The organism is Agrobacterium sp. LR_9, from assembly GCF_041954855.1.
Taxonomy (GTDB): domain Bacteria; phylum Pseudomonadota; class Alphaproteobacteria; order Rhizobiales; family Rhizobiaceae; genus Agrobacterium; species Agrobacterium leguminum.
The window spans coordinates 188766-209308 of the sequence record NZ_JAVAYA010000001.1 but is presented as its reverse complement, the minus strand read 5'-3'; the positions used below and the strand labels follow the sequence as shown (position 1 = coordinate 209308).

At 59.5% G+C, this 20543-nt stretch carries 21 protein-coding genes; 9 read left to right on the top strand and 12 right to left on the bottom strand.

The annotated features are described in order from the left end of the window. Window positions 1-33: 33 nt before the first annotated feature. The gene (locus RAC79_RS01055) at window positions 34-1617 is read right to left on the bottom strand and encodes a peptide chain release factor 3 (protein ID WP_003520100.1); all 1584 of its coding nucleotides are present in this window, start codon (window positions 1615-1617) and stop codon (window positions 34-36) included. 90 nt (window positions 1618-1707) lie between these two features. On the opposite strand from RAC79_RS01055, the gene dut reads away from it, so the two are divergent. From dut to cysK, 3 genes are all read left to right on the top strand, one after another. Next, window positions 1708-2178 (top strand): dUTP diphosphatase, encoded by a 471-nt coding sequence (gene dut / locus RAC79_RS01050; protein ID WP_174038748.1) that lies wholly within the window; start codon window positions 1708-1710, stop codon window positions 2176-2178. An 87-nt stretch (window positions 2179-2265) separates the two neighbouring features. Further along, window positions 2266-2883, top strand: coding sequence for a LysE family translocator (locus RAC79_RS01045; RefSeq protein WP_080856943.1), 618 nt, complete (start codon window positions 2266-2268; stop codon window positions 2881-2883). Between the two features lie 141 nt (window positions 2884-3024). Continuing rightward, a complete protein-coding gene (cysK, locus tag RAC79_RS01040; protein ID WP_003520103.1) occupies window positions 3025-3993 on the top strand; it encodes a cysteine synthase A in 969 nt (322 codons plus the stop codon). Window positions 3994-4211: 218 nt separating this feature from the next. Here cysK and RAC79_RS01035 read toward each other — a convergent pair whose 3' ends face one another. From RAC79_RS01035 to rsmI, 10 genes are all read right to left on the bottom strand, one after another. Further along, window positions 4212-5744, bottom strand: coding sequence for a YifB family Mg chelatase-like AAA ATPase (locus RAC79_RS01035; protein ID WP_149742851.1), 1533 nt, complete (start codon window positions 5742-5744; stop codon window positions 4212-4214). A 185-nt stretch (window positions 5745-5929) separates the two neighbouring features. Further along, the gene (gene gshB, locus RAC79_RS01030) at window positions 5930-6889 is read right to left on the bottom strand and encodes a glutathione synthase (RefSeq protein ID WP_003520105.1); all 960 of its coding nucleotides are present in this window, start codon (window positions 6887-6889) and stop codon (window positions 5930-5932) included. 244 nt (window positions 6890-7133) lie between these two features. After that, entirely contained in the window at window positions 7134-7646 is a 513-nt protein-coding gene (locus tag RAC79_RS01025; protein ID WP_174038747.1) for a cupin domain-containing protein, read from the bottom strand. Between the two features lie 109 nt (window positions 7647-7755). Beyond that, complete coding sequence (locus RAC79_RS01020; RefSeq protein WP_080855849.1) at window positions 7756-8856, bottom strand: sn-glycerol-3-phosphate import ATP-binding protein UgpC; 1101 nt, start codon at window positions 8854-8856, stop codon at window positions 7756-7758. 10 nt (window positions 8857-8866) lie between these two features. Further along, window positions 8867-9709, bottom strand: coding sequence for a sn-glycerol-3-phosphate ABC transporter permease UgpE (gene ugpE, locus RAC79_RS01015; protein ID WP_003520108.1), 843 nt, complete (start codon window positions 9707-9709; stop codon window positions 8867-8869). 11 nt (window positions 9710-9720) lie between these two features. Further along, a complete protein-coding gene (locus RAC79_RS01010) occupies window positions 9721-10689 on the bottom strand; it encodes an ABC transporter permease subunit (RefSeq protein ID WP_170985783.1) in 969 nt (322 codons plus the stop codon). Window positions 10690-10772: 83 nt separating this feature from the next. Further along, a complete protein-coding gene (locus RAC79_RS01005) occupies window positions 10773-12071 on the bottom strand; it encodes an extracellular solute-binding protein (RefSeq protein ID WP_142844094.1) in 1299 nt (432 codons plus the stop codon). A gap of 108 nt (window positions 12072-12179) precedes the next feature. Next, complete coding sequence (locus RAC79_RS01000) at window positions 12180-12740, bottom strand: sugar O-acetyltransferase (protein WP_142844095.1); 561 nt, start codon at window positions 12738-12740, stop codon at window positions 12180-12182. Window positions 12741-12753: 13 nt separating this feature from the next. Continuing rightward, window positions 12754-13122, bottom strand: coding sequence for a YraN family protein (locus RAC79_RS00995; RefSeq protein ID WP_065654598.1), 369 nt, complete (start codon window positions 13120-13122; stop codon window positions 12754-12756). Then, the gene (rsmI, locus tag RAC79_RS00990) at window positions 13112-14053 is read right to left on the bottom strand and encodes a 16S rRNA (cytidine(1402)-2'-O)-methyltransferase (RefSeq protein WP_174038746.1); all 942 of its coding nucleotides are present in this window, start codon (window positions 14051-14053) and stop codon (window positions 13112-13114) included. The genes RAC79_RS00995 and rsmI overlap by 11 nt, the downstream gene beginning before the upstream one ends. Window positions 14054-14320: 267 nt before the next feature. Between rsmI and dnaN the strand changes: the two genes are divergently transcribed. The 6 genes from dnaN (at window position 14321) to RAC79_RS00960 (ending at window position 19040) form a co-directional block, all read left to right on the top strand. Continuing rightward, entirely contained in the window at window positions 14321-15439 is a 1119-nt protein-coding gene (gene dnaN, locus RAC79_RS00985; RefSeq protein WP_142844096.1) for a DNA polymerase III subunit beta, read from the top strand. Between the two features lie 193 nt (window positions 15440-15632). Beyond that, window positions 15633-16226 carry a phospholipid N-methyltransferase PmtA gene (gene pmtA, locus RAC79_RS00980; RefSeq protein WP_080855846.1) on the top strand — a complete coding sequence of 198 codons (594 nt, stop codon included), beginning with the start codon at window positions 15633-15635 and terminating at the stop codon, window positions 16224-16226. Window positions 16227-16321: 95 nt separating this feature from the next. Next, window positions 16322-16918, top strand: coding sequence for a histidine phosphatase family protein (locus RAC79_RS00975; protein WP_374996845.1), 597 nt, complete (start codon window positions 16322-16324; stop codon window positions 16916-16918). Between the two features lie 4 nt (window positions 16919-16922). Then, a complete protein-coding gene (pyrF, locus tag RAC79_RS00970) occupies window positions 16923-17630 on the top strand; it encodes an orotidine-5'-phosphate decarboxylase (protein WP_003503850.1) in 708 nt (235 codons plus the stop codon). A 20-nt stretch (window positions 17631-17650) separates the two neighbouring features. Further along, complete coding sequence (locus RAC79_RS00965; protein ID WP_065654603.1) at window positions 17651-17938, top strand: DUF1330 domain-containing protein; 288 nt, start codon at window positions 17651-17653, stop codon at window positions 17936-17938. A gap of 121 nt (window positions 17939-18059) precedes the next feature. Then, entirely contained in the window at window positions 18060-19040 is a 981-nt protein-coding gene (locus tag RAC79_RS00960) for a complex I NDUFA9 subunit family protein (RefSeq protein WP_065654604.1), read from the top strand. A 605-nt stretch (window positions 19041-19645) separates the two neighbouring features. Here RAC79_RS00960 and RAC79_RS00955 read toward each other — a convergent pair. Further along, complete coding sequence (locus RAC79_RS00955; protein ID WP_065654605.1) at window positions 19646-20452, bottom strand: undecaprenyl-diphosphate phosphatase; 807 nt, start codon at window positions 20450-20452, stop codon at window positions 19646-19648. Window positions 20453-20543: the final 91 nt, after the last annotated feature.

Below are 20543 nucleotides of genomic sequence, written 5' to 3'. Positions count from 1 at the left end.
GCCCTTGGCATACAAAGTGCAATCACGCCTTTTTCACGCCGCCTTGGCGACGTGATATTCCTTGATCGCGACCATCTTGATCGCCGGAAAACGCTCGGACTCATAGCGGAGCGAGAAGGCATCCTGCGCCAGAAACACCGGATCGCCATCCAGATCGCGGGCGATATCGCCACGCTTGACGTTGAGGAACTTGTCCATTTCCGCCGGCTGATCGGAAGAAATCCAGCGGCAGACGGAAAAGCGCGACATTTCGAAGGAGACCGGCAGGCCATATTCGCCCATCAGCCGTTCTTTCAACACGTCGAGCTGCAACGCGCCGACAACGCCGACGATGGCCGGCGAGCCGTCTTCCGGCGAAAACAGCTGCACGACGCCTTCTTCCGCCATCTGCTGCAGGGCTTCCTTCAGCTTCTTCGCCTTCATGGCGTCCTCAAGACGCACGCGGCGGAGAATTTCCGGAGAGAAATTCGGCACGCCCTGGAAGACGAGGTTTTCACCCTCGGTCAGCGTATCGCCGATGCGCAGCGTGCCGTGGTTCGGGATGCCCACCACGTCACCCGCAAAGGCCGTATCGGCAAGCTGGCGCTGCGAGGCGAAGAAGAACTGCGGCGCAGTGAGGCCCATCTGTTTGCCGGTGCGAGCAAGCCGCGCCTTCATGCCGCGCTCCAGCTTGCCGGAGCAGATGCGGGCGAAAGCGATGCGGTCGCGATGGTTCGGGTCCATATTGGCCTGAATCTTGAAGACGAAGGCCGTCATTTTTTCTTCAGCTGCATGGACGGTGCGGGTGTCCGCCACCTGATCGCGCGGCGGCGGTGCGAAATCGCCAAGCGCATTGATGAGATCACGCACACCGAAATTACGCAGCGCCGAGCCGAAGAACACCGGCGTCATATGACCTTCGAGAAATGCCTGACGATCGAAAGGACGGCAGGCTTCCAGCGCCAGTTCCGTTTCTTCGACGAAAAGATGGCGCTCATTTTCCGGCAGGCGATCGGCAACCGCCTGCGGACCGTTGACCGGCATGGCTTCCACCTGCGTATCGACGCCACGGAAGGTGCTGTCGGCGAGATTATAGGCGCCGCAGAAGGTCTTTGCCCGACCGACAGGCCAGGTGATGGGCGCCGTATCGAGTGCGAGCTTCTCTTCCACCTCATCCAGAATCTCGAAGGGGTCGCGGCTTTCGCGGTCCATCTTGTTGATGAAGGTGATGATCGGAATATCGCGCATGCGGCAGACTTCGAACAGCTTCAGCGTGCGCGGCTCGATACCCTTGGCGGCGTCGATGACCATGATCGCCGCATCCACCGCCGTCAGCGTGCGGTAGGTGTCGTCGGCGAAGTCCTCGTGGCCGGGCGTATCGAGAATGTTGAAGACCCGGTCGTTATATTCGAAGGTCATGACCGAGGTGACGACCGAAATGCCGCGCTCGCGCTCGATCTTCATCCAGTCCGAACGGGTCTGGATGCGATCCTTCTTCGCCTTCACCTCACCGGCAAGCTGGATCGCTCCGCCGAACAGCAGCAGTTTTTCGGTGAGCGTGGTCTTACCCGCGTCCGGGTGCGCGATAATCGCAAAGGTGCGGCGGCGGGAGACCGCCTCGGCAAGTGTTTCGGCCATCTGACAAATCCTGTGGAATTGCGGGCTATCTAGCGTTTCAGGCCCGCATTTGCAATTGACCTTGCCGCGATCTCGGCAAACTAATGCCGGATGACCCTTCAAAACGACAATCGCCCCACTCTCCGGCTCGTCCGCCTCGCCAATGGCGCTGACCTCGAATTGCCGTCCTACGAAACCCGTGGCGCTGCCGGCATGGACCTGCGCGCGGCCGTACCTGCCGGTGAACCGCTGACCCTGCAACCGGGCGAACGCGCCCTGGTCCCGACCGGTTTCATCTTCGAGGTTCCGCAGGGATACGAGGCGCAAATCCGCCCCCGCTCCGGCCTCGCCATCAAGAGCGGCATCACCTGCCTCAACTCTCCCGGCACGGTGGACAGCGATTATCGCGGCGAGGTGAAAGTCATCCTCGCCAATCTTGGCCAGGAGGTTTTCGTCATCGAGCGCGGCATGCGCATTGCGCAGATGGTGATCGCGCCGGTAACCCAGGTTGTTGTGAGCGAGGTGACGGAGACCTCTGAGACGGCGCGGGGCGCCGGCGGTTTCGGCTCCACCGGCGTTTAGCGACGTCGCTGGTACAGACGCGTGGACTGATTGTCTTTACCCGGCAATTTCGTTATGGATTTAGCGGATTTTTCGGGAAACACGATCATGACGCTGACGACCCTTTTCGCCTATGCCACCGCCCTCTTCATCGCCGCTGCCATTCCCGGCCCCGGCATGACGGCGATCGTGGCGCGGGCGCTGGGTTCGGGCTTTCGCGAAACCTTCTTCATGGGTCTCGGGCTGGTGCTGGGCGACATGATTTACCTGACCGCTGTGATCCTGGGCCTGGCCTTCGTCGCGCAGACCTTTCAGGAAGCCTTCATGGTGCTGAAATTCGCGGGCGCGGCCTATCTCCTTTATATCGCCTGGAAGCTTTGGACCGCCGGCCTGCTGCCGCAGGAGCTGAAGGCCAAGAAAAGCACCAGCATGTCCATGTCCTTCCTGTCCGGCCTGCTGATCACCCTCGGCAATCCCAAAACCATGCTTTTTTATGTGGCGCTGGTGCCGACACTGATCGATATCCGCATGATCGGCCCTTCGGACTATGCGACACTTCTCGCCATCACCTTCATCGTGCTGATGGCGGTTCTCCTGCCTTACATCCTGCTTGCGGCCAAGGCGCGTAACCTCCTGAAAAGGCCGAGCGCCTTGACGATCCTCAACCGTACGGCGGCGGGTATTCTGGCCGGAACCGCGACCATGATCGCGATCCGCAGCACGTAAAACAAATTCGTGCATTTATGCGATTTATCGTGAAATTATTCCTGCAATTTAGGGATATTAGGACGAACGTTCGCTAGCTTGCGAAAGCTATTGCTCCTATTCTGCCGCTCAAATCTTGCGGTCTTTACACAGGAGAGCATCATGCCCGAAGCCAGAAAGCCCGGACGCGGACGCGTCTATTCCTCGATTACGGAAACAATCGGCGACACACCGATCGTGCGGCTCGACAAGCTGGCGAAGGAGAAGGGCGTGAAGGCCAACCTTCTCGCCAAACTCGAATTTTTCAATCCCATCGCTTCCGTGAAGGACCGCATCGGCGTCGCCATGATCGAAGCTCTGGAAGCGCAGGGCAAGATCACCCCCGGCAAAACCACGCTGGTGGAGCCGACCTCCGGTAACACGGGCATCGCGCTTGCCTTCGCTGCCGCTGCGAAGGGCTACAAGCTGATCCTGACCATGCCTGAAACCATGTCGGTTGAGCGCCGGAAAATGCTGGCCCTGCTCGGCGCCGAACTGGTTTTGACCGAAGGTCCCAAGGGCATGAAGGGCGCCATCGCCAAGGCGCAGGAACTGGCCGAGACCCTGCCTGACGCGATCATTCCGCAGCAGTTCGAAAACCCCGCCAATCCCGATATTCACCGCAAGACGACGGCTGAAGAAATCTGGAACGACACCGAAGGCACGGTCGATATTCTCGTCTCGGGTATCGGCACCGGCGGCACCATCACCGGCACGGGTCAGGTGCTGAAATCCCGCAAGCCCGAGGTGAAGGTCATTGCGGTCGAACCTGCCGACAGCCCGGTTCTTTCCGGCGGCAACCCCGGCCCGCACAAGATTCAGGGCATCGGCGCCGGTTTTGCACCCGCTATCCTCGATACCGGCATTTATGACGAGATCGTCACCGTGACCAATGACGAGGCTTTCGAAACCGCACGTCTGGCGGCAAGGCTGGAAGGCGTGCCGGTCGGCATCTCCTCGGGTGCGGCGCTGGCGGCGGCAATCAAGGTTGGCGCGCGGGAAGAAAATGCCGGCAAGAACATCGTCGTCATCATTCCTTCCTTTGCGGAACGCTACCTTTCGACAGCGCTTTTCGAAGGCCTCGGGCTTTAAGCCAGGCTTTCAAGCGCGGTAAGGATCGCGCGCCAGAGTAGCGAATATTCTTATGTGCCGCCGGCTTCCGCTGGCGGCACAGTGTTTTTTCAGGGAAGGTACAACAGGCGACCTTCTGGAGCATATCCGGTTTAAACGGAATCGTTAGATGTGCTCTAATTACTTGTTTTTACACACTTCCCCACCAAAAACCGCTTCGTGCGTTTACTGGAAATGTTCTATGCCGCCGTCGTCAGCCTCTCGCCAGCGATACGATAGGACACGGCTTCCGCCACATGGATACGGCCGACCGTCTGTTTGCCATCCAGATCGGCCAGGGTGCGGGCAACCTTGAGAATGCGATGATAACCGCGCGCGGAGAACTTCAGCCGCTCGGCCGCATCGCGCAGCAATTGCAGCCCGGACGCATCCGGCTCGGCATATTTTTCTATCAGGGTCGTCGTGCAGCGGGCATTGGTGCGAATGGCGGCAAATCCCGCCGACGCGTAACGTTCTTGCTGCGCAAGACGTGCCCGGGCGACACGGGCGGCCACCGCGGCACTCGGCTCGGACGCGACGGGGCGGATGAGATCGGCGGCGGAGACGGCGGGAACGTCGATGCGGATATCGATACGGTCCAGCAGCGGGCCGGAAATGCGGGCCTGATAATCCGTCACACAACGCGGGCCTCGGGCGCAGGTGAAACCCGGCTCTCCCGCCATGCCGCAACGGCAGGGATTCATCGCCGCAACGAGCTGGATTTCCGCCGGATAGCTGACGCGGTGATTGGCCCGCGCAATGATGCATTCGCCCGTTTCCAGCGGCTGGCGCAGTGCATCCAGCACCTGCGGCGAAAATTCCGGGAACTCATCCAGAAACAGAACGCCGTGATGGGCAAGCGAAGCCTCACCCGGCTTGGCGCGAAGCCCTCCGCCGATCAACGCCGCCATGGTGGCGGAGTGATGCGGGGTGCGGAACGGCCTGCGGTCCGAAAGCTTGCCGCCGGATAATTGGCCGGCGATGGAATGGACCATCGACACTTCCAGCAATTCCGCCGCCTCCAGCGGCGGCAGGATGGAAGGCAGGCGGGCTGCGAGCATGGATTTGCCGGAGCCGGGTGGACCGACCATGAGCAGGTTGTGGCCGCCGGCGGCTGCCACCTCCAGCGCGCGCCGGGCGCTCTCCTGTCCTTTGATATCCGCTAAATCCGGCAGATTGACCGGGTTGGCGCGAATGGCGGGCGTCGGGCGCGAGAGAAGCTGGGTGCCGCGAAAATGATTGGCCAGCGCAATCAGGCTGCGCGGGGCGAGAATATCGATACCGGCGCCGGCCCAGGCCGCTTCCGGTCCGCTTTCAGCCGGGCAGATCAGCCCCTTGCCAAGCGCATTTGCGCCGATCGCCGCCGGCAGGGCGCCCGAAACCATACCGATGGTGCCATCGAGATTGAGTTCGCCGAGAACCACATAACGTGCCAGCATTTCTGCCGGTATCGCGCCTAAAGCGGCCATGAGGCCAAGCGCAATGGGAAGATCGAAATGCGATCCTTCCTTGGGCAGATCGGCAGGCGCGAGATTGACGGTGACTTTTTTTGCCGGCAGTGCCAGACCGGAGGCATGCAGGGCGGCCTGCACCCGCTCGCGGCTTTCGGCCACCGCCTTATCGGGCAGGCCGACAATCTGGATGCCCACCTTTCCCGGCGCGACCATGACCTGCACCTCGACGGGCACACCCTCTATGCCCTGAAATGCAACCGTATTGACCCTTGCCACCATGGCCTGCCCCCGCAAACCGGCCGCATCAACAGAGCTTCATACCCTTATCACGGCCACCCGCAAGCAACGTGCCACAGGGCAAAGAATAAAACAAGAACATCCAGCGAACAATTTCTCGCTGACGATGTATTTTAGTTGTGTCTAGTTGTACTCGCGGAACAAAGCTGGACCGGCGAAAGCCCGCCTCAGAAATCCTGGGCTTCGCGCTTTTTCTCGATCGCATCCCACAGCAGGCTTGCGACATCGGCACCGCCGAATTTCCGCACTTCGCGAATGCCGGTCGGCGAGGTGACGTTGATTTCCGTCATATAGTCGCCAATCACATCGATACCGACGAAGAGGAAACCACGCTCGCGCAAGGCAGGGCCGATGCGGCGGCAGATTTCCTTCTCGCGCGCCGTCAGTTCCGTCGGTTCCGGCCGGCCACCGGCATGCATGTTGGAGCGGGCGTCGTTTTCCGCCGGCACACGGTTGATTGCGCCAACCGGCTCGCCATCCACCAGCAGGATACGCTTGTCGCCCTTGCGGACGTCAGGCAGATATTGCTGGGCGATATAAGGCTCGCGGAACATCTGGCCGAACATTTCCAGCAGCGAGGAGAAATTGCGGTCGTCGCGCGCGGAATGGAAGACGCCGGCACCACCATTGCCGTAAAGCGGCTTGAGGATGATATCGCCCATTTCATTGCGGAAGCGGGCGATTTCGGCCACATCCTTGGTGATCAGCGTCTTCGGCATCAGATCGGCGAATTCGGTGACGAAAATCTTTTCCGGCGAGTTGCGCACCCAGGCGGGATCGTTGACCACCAGCGTTTTCGGATGAATGCGCTCCAGCAGATGGGTCGAGGTGATGTAAGCCATGTCGAATGGCGGATCCTGACGCAGATGGATGACATCCATGGTCGACAGATCGACGCGCTCCGGTTCGGAGAGCGAGAAATGGTCGCCCTTGATGTCACGCAGTTCCATCTGCTCGACGGTGGCGTAAATCTTGCCATCGCGCATGGAGAGGCGCTCTGGGGTATAATGGAACAGCCGGTATCCGCGCGCCTGCGCCTCAAGGCTCATGGCGAAGGTGGAGTCACCGGCGATATTGATGCCGGAGACATGATCCATCTGGATCGCGACGTTCTTGATCTTCGCCATGCGCATGTTCCTCTTGCAGCATGCGGGCGCTTTGTTGGCCCGCGGTGCCCATTGCCTCGCCTTTTCAAGCTTCCCTGCAGGACCGGTAGAAACCCGGAAATGCTTCAGAAAACCCTGAAGATGTAGGGCAGCGACCATTCAAAGGCAACTGCTGCAAGCGGTGGTTTGTGTGAGTTTTATTGAACCTTCACAATTCCGTCGGCGAAGCCATGCAGGTCCCCGCCGACTGGAATGTTCTATGGGTTCAAGCCGCCAGCTTATAGGAACGGCCGGCAAACAGCTTGTTCTTGACGCGATAGGCAAAAGCCAGCGCCTTGGGGAACGGACGGCGCATGAAAGCGACCTTGCGGACATAATCATCCACCCGCCAGGTGGCCCATGTTCCCGCAGGGAAATAAGCGACATCGCCGACCCGCAGGATGCTGATGGAACCGTCTTCCGCGGTCACATGCACTTCGCCTTCGAGAATATAGACGGTTTCATCCCAGCCGAAGAACCAGCGGAACTCACCCGCCGTGCAATCCCACATGGCGGTGCTGGACGCACGGTCGCCGCTTCTGGAATGATCCGCCGCGCGCGCCTGGGGGTTGCCGGAAATGATCCATTCCGGATTGATGGGGGCCGGCTGAAGCCGCAGATCGGTGCAGGATGCGCTGATGACAGCCTCGTCTTTTGACCGGCGCAAATAGGCCGGCAATATCGGCACGGTGCGGACCGCCATCGTTGCTGCGGCAGCGAACATCATTTTGAAGGACATATTAGAAAACCCCCGTGAAATATTGGAGGTCTTCTATCATCGGGATCGTAACGAAGCGGTTTTGACAATCGGCGCAATTTTAGTCATCGCGCCGATTTCTGCGAAGCACTCAGGCTGTCGCCATTTGCGCGGGCTGCGCCGCCAGCTGCTCCGCTTTGCCGGCGATGCGCTTGCCGGTTTCGCTGGAGAAGAAATGCAGTTTTTCCGGCGCGATCGTGACGGAGAGCGCAGACGGAACCTCGACATCCGGCGGGAAAGCAACTGTCAGGCTCTGGTCGCCGATCATGCCGTGGATAAGGCGCTGCGACCCCAGCTCCTCGATGTAATCGACCCGAAGCGGAAAGCTCTGCTCACCTGCCGCTGCGAGGCGGAAATCTTCCGCCCGCATGCCCACCGTCACGGGGCCGGAGGCAGGCGCGAAACCGTTGAGCGCAAAGAGCGACGGGCCGATAGCGAGGCTATCGCCATGCAACTCGGCGTTCAGCAGGTTCATGGCGGGAGAGCCGATGAAACTCGCAACGAAGGTCGAGGCAGGCGTATGATAGACATCCAGCGGTGCGCCGATCTGTTCGATACGGCCGCCATTCAACACCACAAGACGATCGGCGAGCGTCATGGCCTCCAGCTGATCGTGGGTGACGTAGATCGAGGTGGTGCCGAGACGCTTTTGCAGGCGCTTGATCTCGCCGCGCATGGAAACGCGCAGCTTGGCATCGAGATTGGACAAAGGCTCGTCGAACAGGAAGGCCGCCGGTTTGCGCACGATGGCGCGACCCATGGCGACACGCTGCCGCTGGCCGCCGGAAAGGGCGCGCGGCTTGCGGTCCAGATAGGGCTCAAGTTGCAGCATACGCGCGGCTTCGGCCACACGCGCATCGATCTCCGTCTTCGGCGTCTTGCGGTTCTTCAACCCGTATTCCAGGTTCTGGCGCACCGACATATGCGGATAAAGCGCGTAGTTCTGAAACACCATGGCGATATCCCGGTCTGCCGGATCGGCCTGATTGACCACCCGGTCACCGATCTTCACAGTGCCTTCGGAAATATCCTCAAGCCCTGCGACCATGCGCAGAAGCGTGGATTTGCCGCAGCCGGAGGGGCCGACCAGAACGATAAACTCGCCGTCCCTGATGTCGATATCGACGTGATGCACGGCGCGCACGCCGCCGTGATAATCCTTGCAGACCTGACTGATTTCTATCGCGGCCATTTCGGTCTCCTTATTTATCGCTTTCGGTCAGGCCCTTGATGAACCAGCGCTGGAAAATGACGACGATCAGCACCGGCGGCAGCATGGCCAGCACGGCGAGCGCGAAAGCTTCGTTGTAATCGGGAATTTGCGAACCGACCCAGACCTGCAGGATCGACTTGATGCCGCGCATCAGGGTGAAGAAGCCCTCATCCGTCGTCATCAGCATGGGCCAGAGATACTGGTTCCAGCCGTAAACGAACATGATGATGAAGATCGCCGCCATCATGGTGCGGGACAGCGGGATGAGAACGTCGATGAAGAATTTCACCGGCCCTGCGCCGTCAATGCGGGCAGCCTCCAGCAACTCCTCCGGCACGGATTTGAAGAACTGCCGGAAATAGAAGGTGCCTGTCGCCGAAGCGAGAAGCGGCACGATGAGGCCGGTGTAGGAGTTCAGAAGGCCAAGTTTGCTCATCACCTCGTAGGAGGGCATGATGCGCACTTCGAGCGGCAGAAGCAGCGTGGTGAAAATGATCCAGAAGGCGAGCGTTGCGAACCGGAACCGGAAATAAACGATCGCATAGGCCGCCGTCATCGACAGGACGATCTTGCCGACGGCAAAACCGATGCCGAGGATCAACGAATTCAGCACCATGTTGAGACCCGTTATCTGCCCGGTGAAGCCGCCCTTCTGGGTCAGGACCTTTTCATAAGTCTCGATGAAATTGTCGCCGGGAACCATCGTCAGACCGCTGCGGTGGATTTCCGCAGCGGTATGGGTGGAGGTCATGAAGGCCACGATGACCGGCAATATCAGGAACAGCGCGCCGATGATCAGCACCAGATGATCGAGGGGTTTTGTCTTGTACATGGTCTTTTCCCTCAATTGTAATGGATGCGCTTTTCGATGAAGCGGAACTGGATGATGGTGAGAACGAAGACGACCAGCATCAGGATGACGGACTGGGCCGAAGAGCCACCGATGTCATTGCCGCGGAAACCATCCAGAAACACCTTGTAGACCAGCGTGATCGGGTTGTTGGCAGCCTTGTCCTTCACCATCACGTCGATGACGCCGAATGTGTCGAAGAGCGCATAGGTGATGTTGATGATCAGCAGGAAGAAGGCCGTGGGCGCCAGAAGCGGCATGATCACCGTCCAGAACCTGCGAAAGCCAGAACGGCAGTCGATGGCCGCGGCTTCCCGCACGGAGACCGGAACGCCCTGAAGACCGGAGAGGAAGAAAATGAAGTTGTAAGGGATCTGCTTCCAGACCGCGACAACGATCATGGCGAAGGCCGTATCGAAATAATTAAGGCCGACCTTCATGTCCCAGCCGAGGAATGCAGCCATCTTCACGAAGGGGCCAATATGCTGGTCGAAAAACATCATTCCGATGAGACCGGCGACCGGCGGCGCGATGGCATAGACGGAAATCAACAGCGTCTTGTATGTCGAGCTGCCCCGAATGACCGCGTCGGCCTTGACGGCGAGCAGCAGGCCGAGCGCCAGCGAAAAGAAGGTGACCAGCACGGTGAAGACAACCGTGAATTTGGCGATGCTGAGATATTCGGGGCTGAAGATCGCATCCGAATAGTTGGCAAGTCCGACGAAGGAAGCGCCGAAACCGAACGGGTCTTCGATATAGAAGGACGAATGTATGGCCTGAACCGATGGCCAGTAGAAGAAGATGAAAATCACCGCAAGCTGCGGCGCCAGAAACAGGTAAGGTACGTAGGACGAGGAGAACTGCACGCGCTTCATGCCGGCGTCGGCAGGTTTGGCTGGCTTTCCAGCCTTTGCGGACCAGCCGGACAAAAACCGGCGCGGTTGAGACGATGTATAGGCCACGCTTGCGCTTCCTTATCCGAGAGCGAGCCTCCCTTCCGTGGGAAAGGAGGCTCGGCAATGGTCATTGGTTTCGAAACAGACGATCAGCCGGCCGTCTTGGCGAAACGGGCGAGCAGGTCGTTGCCTTCCTTCTCGATGATGTCGAAGGCGTCCTTCGGGGTCACTTCGCCGGAGAAGATGCGGTTATATTCGCGTTCCATGACGGCGCGGATCTGCGGGTAGAAGCCGAGGCGGTAACCCTTGGACCATTCGCCGCCCGGCAGCGAGAGCTGCTGGATGCCGACTTCCGCGACCGGCTTTTCCTTGTAGAAGCCTTCAGCCTTGGCCTTTTCGTAAGCGGCCTTGGTGATAGCGACGTAACCGGTTGCCTTGTGGTAGAAGACCTGGATTTCCGGCGAGGTCAGGAACTGGAAGAAGTCGGCCACGCACTTGTTTTCGGCTTCAGACTTGCCCGACATTGCAAAAAGCGCCGCGCCACCGATGAAGGAGTTGGTGCCGGCACCCTTGATGGAGCCCCAGTAAGGAAGGAAGGTTGCCGAGAACGGCATGGTCGCCGTCTTCTGCAGGCCGCCGAAGGAGCCCGAAGAACCAATCCAGAACGCGACCTTGCCTTCTTCAAAGGGCTTCTGGTTGTCGTTCCAGCCGGCGCCGTAATAGGCGAACAGGCCCTTGTCCTTCCAGTCCTTCAGCTTGTCGAACATCATGACGAGGTTCGGGTCGGTGACCTTGAGCTTGGTGTCGGTGACGCTGTCATAGCCGTTATTGTTGGTGGCGAACTGGATGTTGTTGCGGGAGAAGAAGTTCTCCGTGAACTGCCAGGTGAGCTGCGACTGAACGAGCGGAATGTAGCCGGCTTCCTTCAGCTTCGGCGCAACCTGCTCGAACTCTTCCCAAGTCTTCGGCGCTTCGACGCCGGCCTTTTTCAGGGCTTCGTCGTTGACGTACATGATGGGAGCGGAGGAGTTGAACGGCATGCCGACGAACTTACCGTCAGCGGCAGCGTAGAAATAACGCACGCCGTTGATGAAGGCATCGCGGTCGAACTTGTAACCGGCCTTGTTGATGAGATCTTCGGCAGGAATGACAGCGCCCTTGGCGTTGATGATGGTCGCGGCGCCAGCATCGAAAACCTGGAGGATGTTCGGCTGTTCGCCAGAGCGGAAAGCAGCGATGCCGCTGGCCAGGGCTTCTTCGTAGGAGCCCTTGGAAACCGGCGTCAGAGCGCATTCTTTCTGGGCTTCGTTGAACTTCTGGGCGACTTCGTTGATGACTTCGCCATTGCGGCCGCCCATGCCGTGCCACCAGGTGATGTTGGTAGCAGCCATGGAAGACGTCGCCGAAATGCTGACGGCCACTGCGGCCATGGAAATCTTCTTCAACATTACTAAATCCTCTCCACCATTTATTGGGATGAGGATGCGAATAGAGACGTTCCATGACGCCTCTTTGACAGTTCCATGTCAGATTTATTACAGCGACTGACGAAAATCTCAGTCGGTCATGCGCTTTATCGGCCGAGCCGGATTTCCGACCACCGTCACGCCCGGCGGCACATTGCGCGTCACCACCGAACCGGCGCCGACAATCGCGCCGTCACCAATAGTGATGCCAGCCCGAACGATCGCTCCGCCGCCGATCCAGACATCACGGCTGATCGTCACGGGCTTTGCGATTTCAATGCCTTGCGCTCGCGGCACCGGGTCCAGATGGTGTTCCGCACAATAGATCTGCACCGCAGGCCCGAGCATCGCGCCGTCGGCTATCGTAACTTTCGCGGAATCCAGAATGGTGCAGCCGGCATTGAGATAAACATTTTTACCAAGTGTGATGTTGAAGCCGTAAGCGCAATGAAACGGCGCTTCGATAAATGCCCCTTCACCAACAGAAGCGAACAGAGCCCTTAGCAACGGGGCCACTGCCCCGCGCTCATCCGGCGGCATCGTATTGTGCTGGTGGACGGCCCCTCGTGCCCGCCAGCGCAATATATCCAGCTCGGCATCCATGCAGCTGTACCATTCGCCCGCGGCCATTTTTTCCCGCTCGGTGGACATGTTTCCCTCCCCTTTAAAAGGCGTCGATAAAATGCTGCGGCAGGCGTCGTGGCAAAACGGCGATGATATCGAAACGCAGCGAAAAGCGCGCGGCATCCTTGCGACGGGCGAGCCACAGATCGGCCGCCGCCCGAATGCGTTGCTGCGAATGGAAACCGACGGCATCCACGGCACCTTCGCCGGACGTTCGCGCCTTGACCTCGACAATGGCGACGAGGTCCTTCTTGCGGGCGATGAGATCGATTTCCCCCAGCCGGGTACGATAACGAATGGCGAGGATGCGATATCCCTTCAGCAGCAGATAAAGTGCCGCCCAATATTCCGCGGCATGGCCGCGTCGCTCGGCCTTGCGCCTGTTATTGCTTCGCCCGTCAGCGGCCATCCGTTTCCTTCATATCCAGCAGCCTTTGATAAAGCTCCTTGCGCGGCAGGCCCGTCAGCTTGGCGGCTTCGCCTGCCGCCTTGGCGGCGGGCATGGTGGCGACGAGGTCCTTCAGCAGCTTCTCGACATCCTCGATATCGGGAATCTCGTCATAAGAGGGCGGCTCCACCAGAAGCACGATCTCACCCTTCACCACACGGTCACCACCGTAATAATCCGCAAGCCCGCCAAGCGTGCCGCGCCGGAACTCCTCGAAGGTCTTGGTCAGCTCGCGGCAGACCACGGCGCGGCGGTCGTGGCCGAGCACTTCGGACGCGACCTTGACGGAAGCGCCAATGCGATGCGGCGATTCAAAGAAGATCAAGGTGGCCGGGATTTTTGCGAGTTCGGCAAAACGGTCGCGCTTGCCCCGATCCTTCACCGGCAGGAAGCCCGCAAACAGGAAAGCATCGCTCGGCATTCCCGAACCCACGAGGGCGGCGAGCGGCGCGGATGCCCCCGGCACCGGCACGACACGATGCCCGGCCTCGAGCGCGAGCTGGCCGAGGCGGTAACCGGGATCGGAAACGAGCGGCGTTCCGGCATCCGAGACCAGCGCCACGGATTTTCCCGCCTCAAGCGCCGCAATGAGCTTCGGCCCCGCTTCGTTTGCGTTGTGCTCATGATATGCGAGCGGGCGGGTGCGGATGCCGTAACGTTCGAGCAGGATGCGGGTGACGCGGGTATCCTCGCAGGCGAGAACATCGGCCGAGGCCAGCGTTTCCAGCGCGCGGATGGTGATATCGCCAAGATTGCCGATGGGCGTGGCCACGAGATAAAGCGCAGGCTCCAGCGGCCGGGCCGGAATGGTGGCCGTGCCGATCCTGAAGCTCTTTGTTGCATCTCTCAAGTCGCTGTTCGATATTTCTTCCGTCACACGGCTTCCAATCATTCTGGCCGATTATTCGCGGCCGGTCGCTCTGGTTTCCTCTCTTTATGGGCAATAGAAAACCGGCGAACAAGGTCCACGGACGCCCCCAGCCTGTGGATCATGCTGTATAGCAGCAAAATGACCCGTGGCAGATGCACTCGGCTCTTGCATTTCCTGCAATAACTCTGCCATTTTGCCCGTCCACATTGTCCGGCTTTCTGGCCGGTGAAGACTCTTCTTGCCGATCCGGCGGTGGCCGGTTCGCAACGGTTGAAAGCGGTAGCGTCCATGCGTATTACTCTTGAGCGGTCGAACCTTCTGAAATCGCTGAACCACGTCCACCGGGTCGTCGAGCGTCGCAACACGATCCCGATCCTGTCCAACGTCCTGCTGCGCGCATCCGGCGCCAATCTGGACATGAAGGCGACCGACCTCGATCTCGAAATCACCGAAGCGACACCGGCCATGGTGGAGCAGGCAGGCGCCACCACCGTGCCGGCGCATCTGCTTTATGAAATCGTGCGCAAGCTGCCGGACGGTTCCGAAGTGCTTCTGGCCACCAATCCGGACGGCTCCTCGATGACGGTTGCCTCCGGCCGTTCGAAATTCTCGCTGCAATGCCTGCCGGAAGGGGACTTCCCCGACCTCACGGCCGGCACCTTCAGCCACACCTTCAAACTGAAGGCGACCGATCTGAAGATGCTGATCGACCGGACGCAATTTGCGATCTCGACCGAAGAAACGCGTTATTACCTGAACGGCATTTTCTTCCATACCATCGAAAGCAATGGCGACCTGAAGCTGCGCGCCGTCGCGACCGATGGCCACCGCCTGGCGCGCGCCGATGTGGATGCGCCTTCCGGTTCCGAAGGCATGCCGGGTATCATCATACCGCGCAAGACCGTCGGCGAGTTGCAGAAGTTGATGGACAACCCCGAGCTGGAAGTCACCGCCGAAGTCTCGGATGCGAAAATCCGCCTGACCATCGGTTCGGTCGTTCTGACCTCGAAGCTGATCGACGGCACATTCCCGGATTATCAGCGCGTGATCCCGACCGGCAACGACAAGGAAATGCGCGTCGATTGCCAGACCTTCGCGCAGGCTGTCGACCGCGTCTCGACCATTTCTTCCGAGCGCGGCCGCGCCGTGAAGCTCGCGCTCACCAACGGCCAGCTGACGCTGACCGTCAACAACCCGGATTCGGGAAGTGCTACGGAAGAAGTGGCTGTCGGTTACGACAATGATTCGATGGAAATCGGCTTCAACGCCAAATATCTCCTCGACATCACCTCGCAGCTTTCCGGCGACGACGCGATTTTCCTGCTGGCCGACGCCGGCTCGCCGACGCTCGTTCGCGACACCGCTGGCGACGATGCGCTTTATGTTCTGATGCCGATGCGCGTTTGAAACGGGACTTTTTTGCAGGTTTCATCAAAAAAGCCGGTGGAACGCTTCACCGGCTTTTTTTGATTCGGCGACGGTGTCTTTCAAACCGTAAGCGAATTTTTCCAGTTACGACATTTTGCCTTGTTTTTGCGCCAAATGGGATCAACATTGCGTAACAGTTTTTTGACAATGACCAAAAGCATCTGAGGGAACTATGGCACTTAACCTGAAGCAACGGCTTGAACAGAAATTTGAAGAAGAAATTCGCTTTTTCAAAGGCATGGTCAGCCAACCGAAAAAAGTCGGGGCCATTGTACCGACATCGTCCATCACGGCGAAAAAAATGGCCAGTGTCATCAATCCCCATTCCGGCCTGCCGGTTCTCGAACTCGGCCCGGGCACCGGTGTCATCACCAAGGCCATTCTGGCGCGCGGCATCAAGCCGGAGAACCTGACCGCCATCGAATATTCGACCGATTTCTACAATCAGCTCCTCAGGAGCTATCCGGGCGTCAATTTCGTCAATGGCGACGCCTTCGATCTCGATGCGACGCTTGGCGAACACACGGGCCAGATGTTCGACAGCGTCGTTTCCGCCGTGCCGATGCTGAATTTCCCCATGGCCGCCCGTATCAAGCTTCTCGATGAATTGCTGAAGCGCGTGCCTCATGGCCGCCCCGTCGTGCAGATATCCTACGGTCCGATTTCCCCCATCGTCGCGCAGCCGCATCTCTACCACATCCGTCATTTCGATTTCATCGTGCGCAATATTCCGCCGGCGCAATTGTGGACCTATACGCGGGCCTGATCTTCGACAGAGGGCGGGAACTCGTCATTTCCCGGTCGTGACGAATGGTTAGGGTGTCGATTTGCCCTTTCCATCGTCCTTGAGGACCGATTGCCATGCATGCGCTCTACATCACCCATCCCCAGGTCAAGATCGATCCGGCTGTTCCCGTTCCCGAATGGGGGCTTTCGGACAGGGGTGCCGAGCGGACGCGCGAGGCAAGCCGCCTGCCCTGGGCGCGGTCATTACGCCGCATCGTTTCCAGCGCCGAGACCAAGGCGATCGAAACCGCCCGCATCCTGGCTGAAACCTCCGGGGCGGAAATGGACATCGTCGAGGCGATGCATGAAAACGACCGGTCCGCCACCGGTTTTCTGCCGCCGCCGGAATTCGAAAAGGCGGCGGACTGGTTCTTCGCCCATCCCGAGGAAAGCTTTCACGGCTGGGAGCGTGCAATCGACGCGCAGGCGCGGATCGTCGGGGCGGTCGAAGCCGTTCTCGGCCGGCACGACCCGCAGCAGCCAATCGCCTTTGTCGGACATGGTGGCGTAGGTACGCTTCTGAAATGCCATATCGAAGGCCGCGGCATCAGCCGCAGCAAGGACCAGCCGTCCGGCGGCGGCAATCTCTTTCGCTTCTCCATCGCCGACTTTTCACTTGCAGCCGCGTCCCCCACATGCGACTGGACGGCAATGGAAACATGGCAGGGATAAGACAATGACCGCGCGCGAAAAACTCATCGTCGGGCTGGATGTTCCGACTGTGCAGCAAGCCGAAGACATCGTGTCGAAAATCGGCGACGAGGTTCTGTTCTACAAGATCGGTTATCAGCTGGTCTTTGCCGGCGGTCTCGAATTCGCGCGCGACCTTGTCCAGAGCGGCAAGAAGGTCTTTCTCGACATGAAACTGCTCGATATCGACAATACCGTCGCCTCCGGTGTCGAAAACATCGCCCGCATGGGCATGTCGATGCTGACGCTGCATGCCTATCCCAAAGCGATGCGCGCCGCCGTCAAGGCCGCCGAAGGCTCCGGTCTCTGCCTGCTGGGCGTCACCGTGCTGACGTCGATGGACGACGTCGATCTCGCCGAGGCGGGTTATGCCTCTGACGCCCGTTCGCTGGTCCTGCGCCGGGCGGAGCAGGCACGCGAGGCTGGCATGGGCGGCATCGTCTGTTCGGCGGAAGAATCGACCGCCGTGCGCGAAATCCTCGGCCCGGACCTTGCCGTCGTCACCCCCGGCATTCGCCCGGCCGGCGCGGATCTCGGCGATCAGAAGCGGGTGATGACGCCCTACGACGCCATCAAGGCCGGATCGAGCCATCTCGTGGTCGCCCGCCCGATCGTCAGGGCGGAAGACCCGAAAGCGGCGGCCCGCGCCATTCTTGACGACATGCTGCGCGCCAGCTTTCCGGCCAATCAGTAACGACAATCGGAGGAGATGAAATGGCAAAGGGATACTGGATCGCCCGCGTCGATGTGCGCGATAGTGAGCGTTACAAGGACTATGTCACGACGGCTAAGCCCGCTTTCGAGCGGTTCGGCGCCAATTTCCTGGCCCGTGGCGGCGCGCTGACCGAGCTGGAGGGCAAGGCGCGTGCGCGCAACGTCATCATCGAGTTCCCGTCGGTGCAGCACGCCATCGACTGCTATAATTCTCCCGAATATCAGGCCGCGGCCAAAATCCGCCAGGAAGTCGCGGATGCGGAGATGATGATCGTCGAAGGAATTTGACGTCCGTCAACCGCATTTCCCAAACCGTCTTCCAGCCTCGCGACAACATCTCTTCACGCGCGCGCGGCTTTGGGCTAAGAGACTGAAAAACGCTTTATCGACAGCTTCTGAGGAGCCTCCCATGACCTTGGCCAACCTTCCACCCCTCGTCACCGTTTTCGGCGGTTCGGGTTTTGTCGGGCGGCATGTCGTGCGGATACTTGCGAAGCGCGGTTACCGCATCCGCGTCGCCGTTCGCCGCCCGGATCTCGCCGGTTTCCTGCAGCCGCTCGGCAATGTCGGCCAGATTTCCTTCGCCCAGGCGAACCTGCGTTATCGCGATTCCATCGTCAAAGCCGTGGAAGACGCCGACCATGTGGTCAATTGCGTCGGCATCCTGACCGAAAGCGGCCGCAACACCTTTGACGCCGTACAGGAATTCGGCGCGAAAGCCATTGCCGAGGCGGCCCGCGATGCCGGCGCCACGCTGACGCATATCTCCGCCATCGGCGCGGATGCCGGTTCGCCGACCGGTTATGGCCGCACGAAGGGCCGCGCCGAGGCCGCCATCCATTCCATCCTGCCTGGCGCCGTGATCTTGCGCCCGTCGATCATTTTTGGACCGGAAGACGATTTCTTCAACAAGTTCGCAAAAATGGCCCGCAGCATGCCGTTCCTGCCGCTGATCGGTGGCGGGAAAACCAGGTTCCAGCCGGTCTATGTCGAGGATGTCGCGGAAGCCGTCGCCCTTGGCGTCGATGGCAAGCTGAAACCCGGCGCGATCTATGAACTCGGCGGTCAGGATGTCATGACATTCCGTGACTGTCTCGAGGCGGTTCTTGCCGCGACCTACCGGGAGCGTCCCTTCGTCAACCTGCCCTTCGGCGTCGCGTCGATGATTGGCAAGATCGCTTCAATGGTGCCGCTGATTGCGCCGCCGCTGACGCCCGATCAGGTGACCATGCTGAAAAAGGACAATGTCGTTTCCACTGACGCCGAAAAGAACGGCCTGACGCTGGAAGGCATTGGCATCACTCCCGTTCGCGTTGCGTCCATTCTGCCTTCCTACATGGTGCAATACCGCCCGCACGGCCAGTTCTCAAATGCCGGAAAAGCGGCCTGAAGCCCATCTTCAGCCTCATCGAACACAACAAAGCGGGAGCCATTCCCGCTTTTTGTTTTTGCGCAATTCAATCGCAACCAAACCGCTATTCGTGCATTTTCCCCTCAACTGCAGGGGAGGTGTTGAATGAACCAGGGCTGCTTTGCAAAGCCGGGTAAAAGTTAACCGTGGTCCGGCCTCCACAGGCAAGCGTGGCACAAGCGCAACTGTGGAAAAGACTTCGTATTAACCCGGTATTCAACAAGCTGCTTTATTGATATTCGCCACATTCCAAACATATCCCGACCACTCAATTCACACACGGCGGCATGATCCGCGCAAACGAACGTCTGAAAGGCAATCATAAAATGGGCAGATCTATCGCACTCTTTTTTGCGTGTGCGGCTTTGGTGGTTCTGGCGGGTTCTTTCATGGCGCCGGGAACGGTTGCAGCGGGTAAGAGCGGTTGCGCTCCCGCCTATGGCGTCGACCCCTGCGCAACGGCTTCGATCAGCACCAACTGATCGGCCTTTAAAAGTTTCAAAGAAAAAGCGCCGCCGGTTCTCCGGGGCGCTTTTTCTTTTTCTGTTCGTTCGTCACGAACGGAGATTATTCCCGCCCCTGGTTCAACCCAGAACCAGAAGTGCCACCAGTCCCAGCGAACCGATGGCGATGCGCCACCAGGCGAAGGGTGCAAAGCCCCGCCGTGACACGAAATCCAGCAGGGAGCGAACAACGAAGAGGCCGGAGACGAAAGCGGCGATGAAACCGACGGCGATCAGCGCACCGTCATCGAAGCTCAGCGCATCGCGGTTCTTGTAAAGATCGAGCGTGAAAGCACCGAGCATGGTCGGCATCGCCAGGAAGAACGAAAATTCGGCGGCGGAGCGCTTGTCCGTTCCCATCAGCAGCGACCCGACGATTGTGGCGCCGGACCGCGACGTGCCGGGAATCATCGCAAGGCATTGGAAGAGGCCGATCTTGAAGGCAAGCGACGGCGGATAATCCATGATGTCGGTATATTTCGGCTTCAGCGGCATGCGGTCGACGCCGAGCAGAATGACGCCGCCGATGATCAGCACCACGCAGATGAGCATCGGCGTTTCAAACAGCACGGTCTTGATGAAGTCATGCGCCAAAGCGCCGATTATCGCCGCCGGCAGGAAAGCGAGAGCGACGGCCAGCACGAAACGGCGCGCTTTCGCGCTTGTCGGCAGAGCGAGCGCAATCGACACAAGCTTTTGAAAATAAACAAGAAGGATCGCAAGGATCGCGCCGAGCTGAATGAGAACGGCAAAGGTGTTGCCGGGTGATTTGAAGCCGAGGAAATGCCCGGCCAGCAGCACATGCGCCGTGGAGGAAACGGGTATGAACTCCGTCAGACCCTCGATAATGCCCAGCAGAAGCGCGCTGATGATCGATTGGTCACCCATGAGGTATCCTTCTTTTCAGGGGGAAAGTGGCAATGGAAGGCAATTGCGTTAAACTTGTTTTAAAGTAGCCAAGCTCTTATAGCGTCTTGAT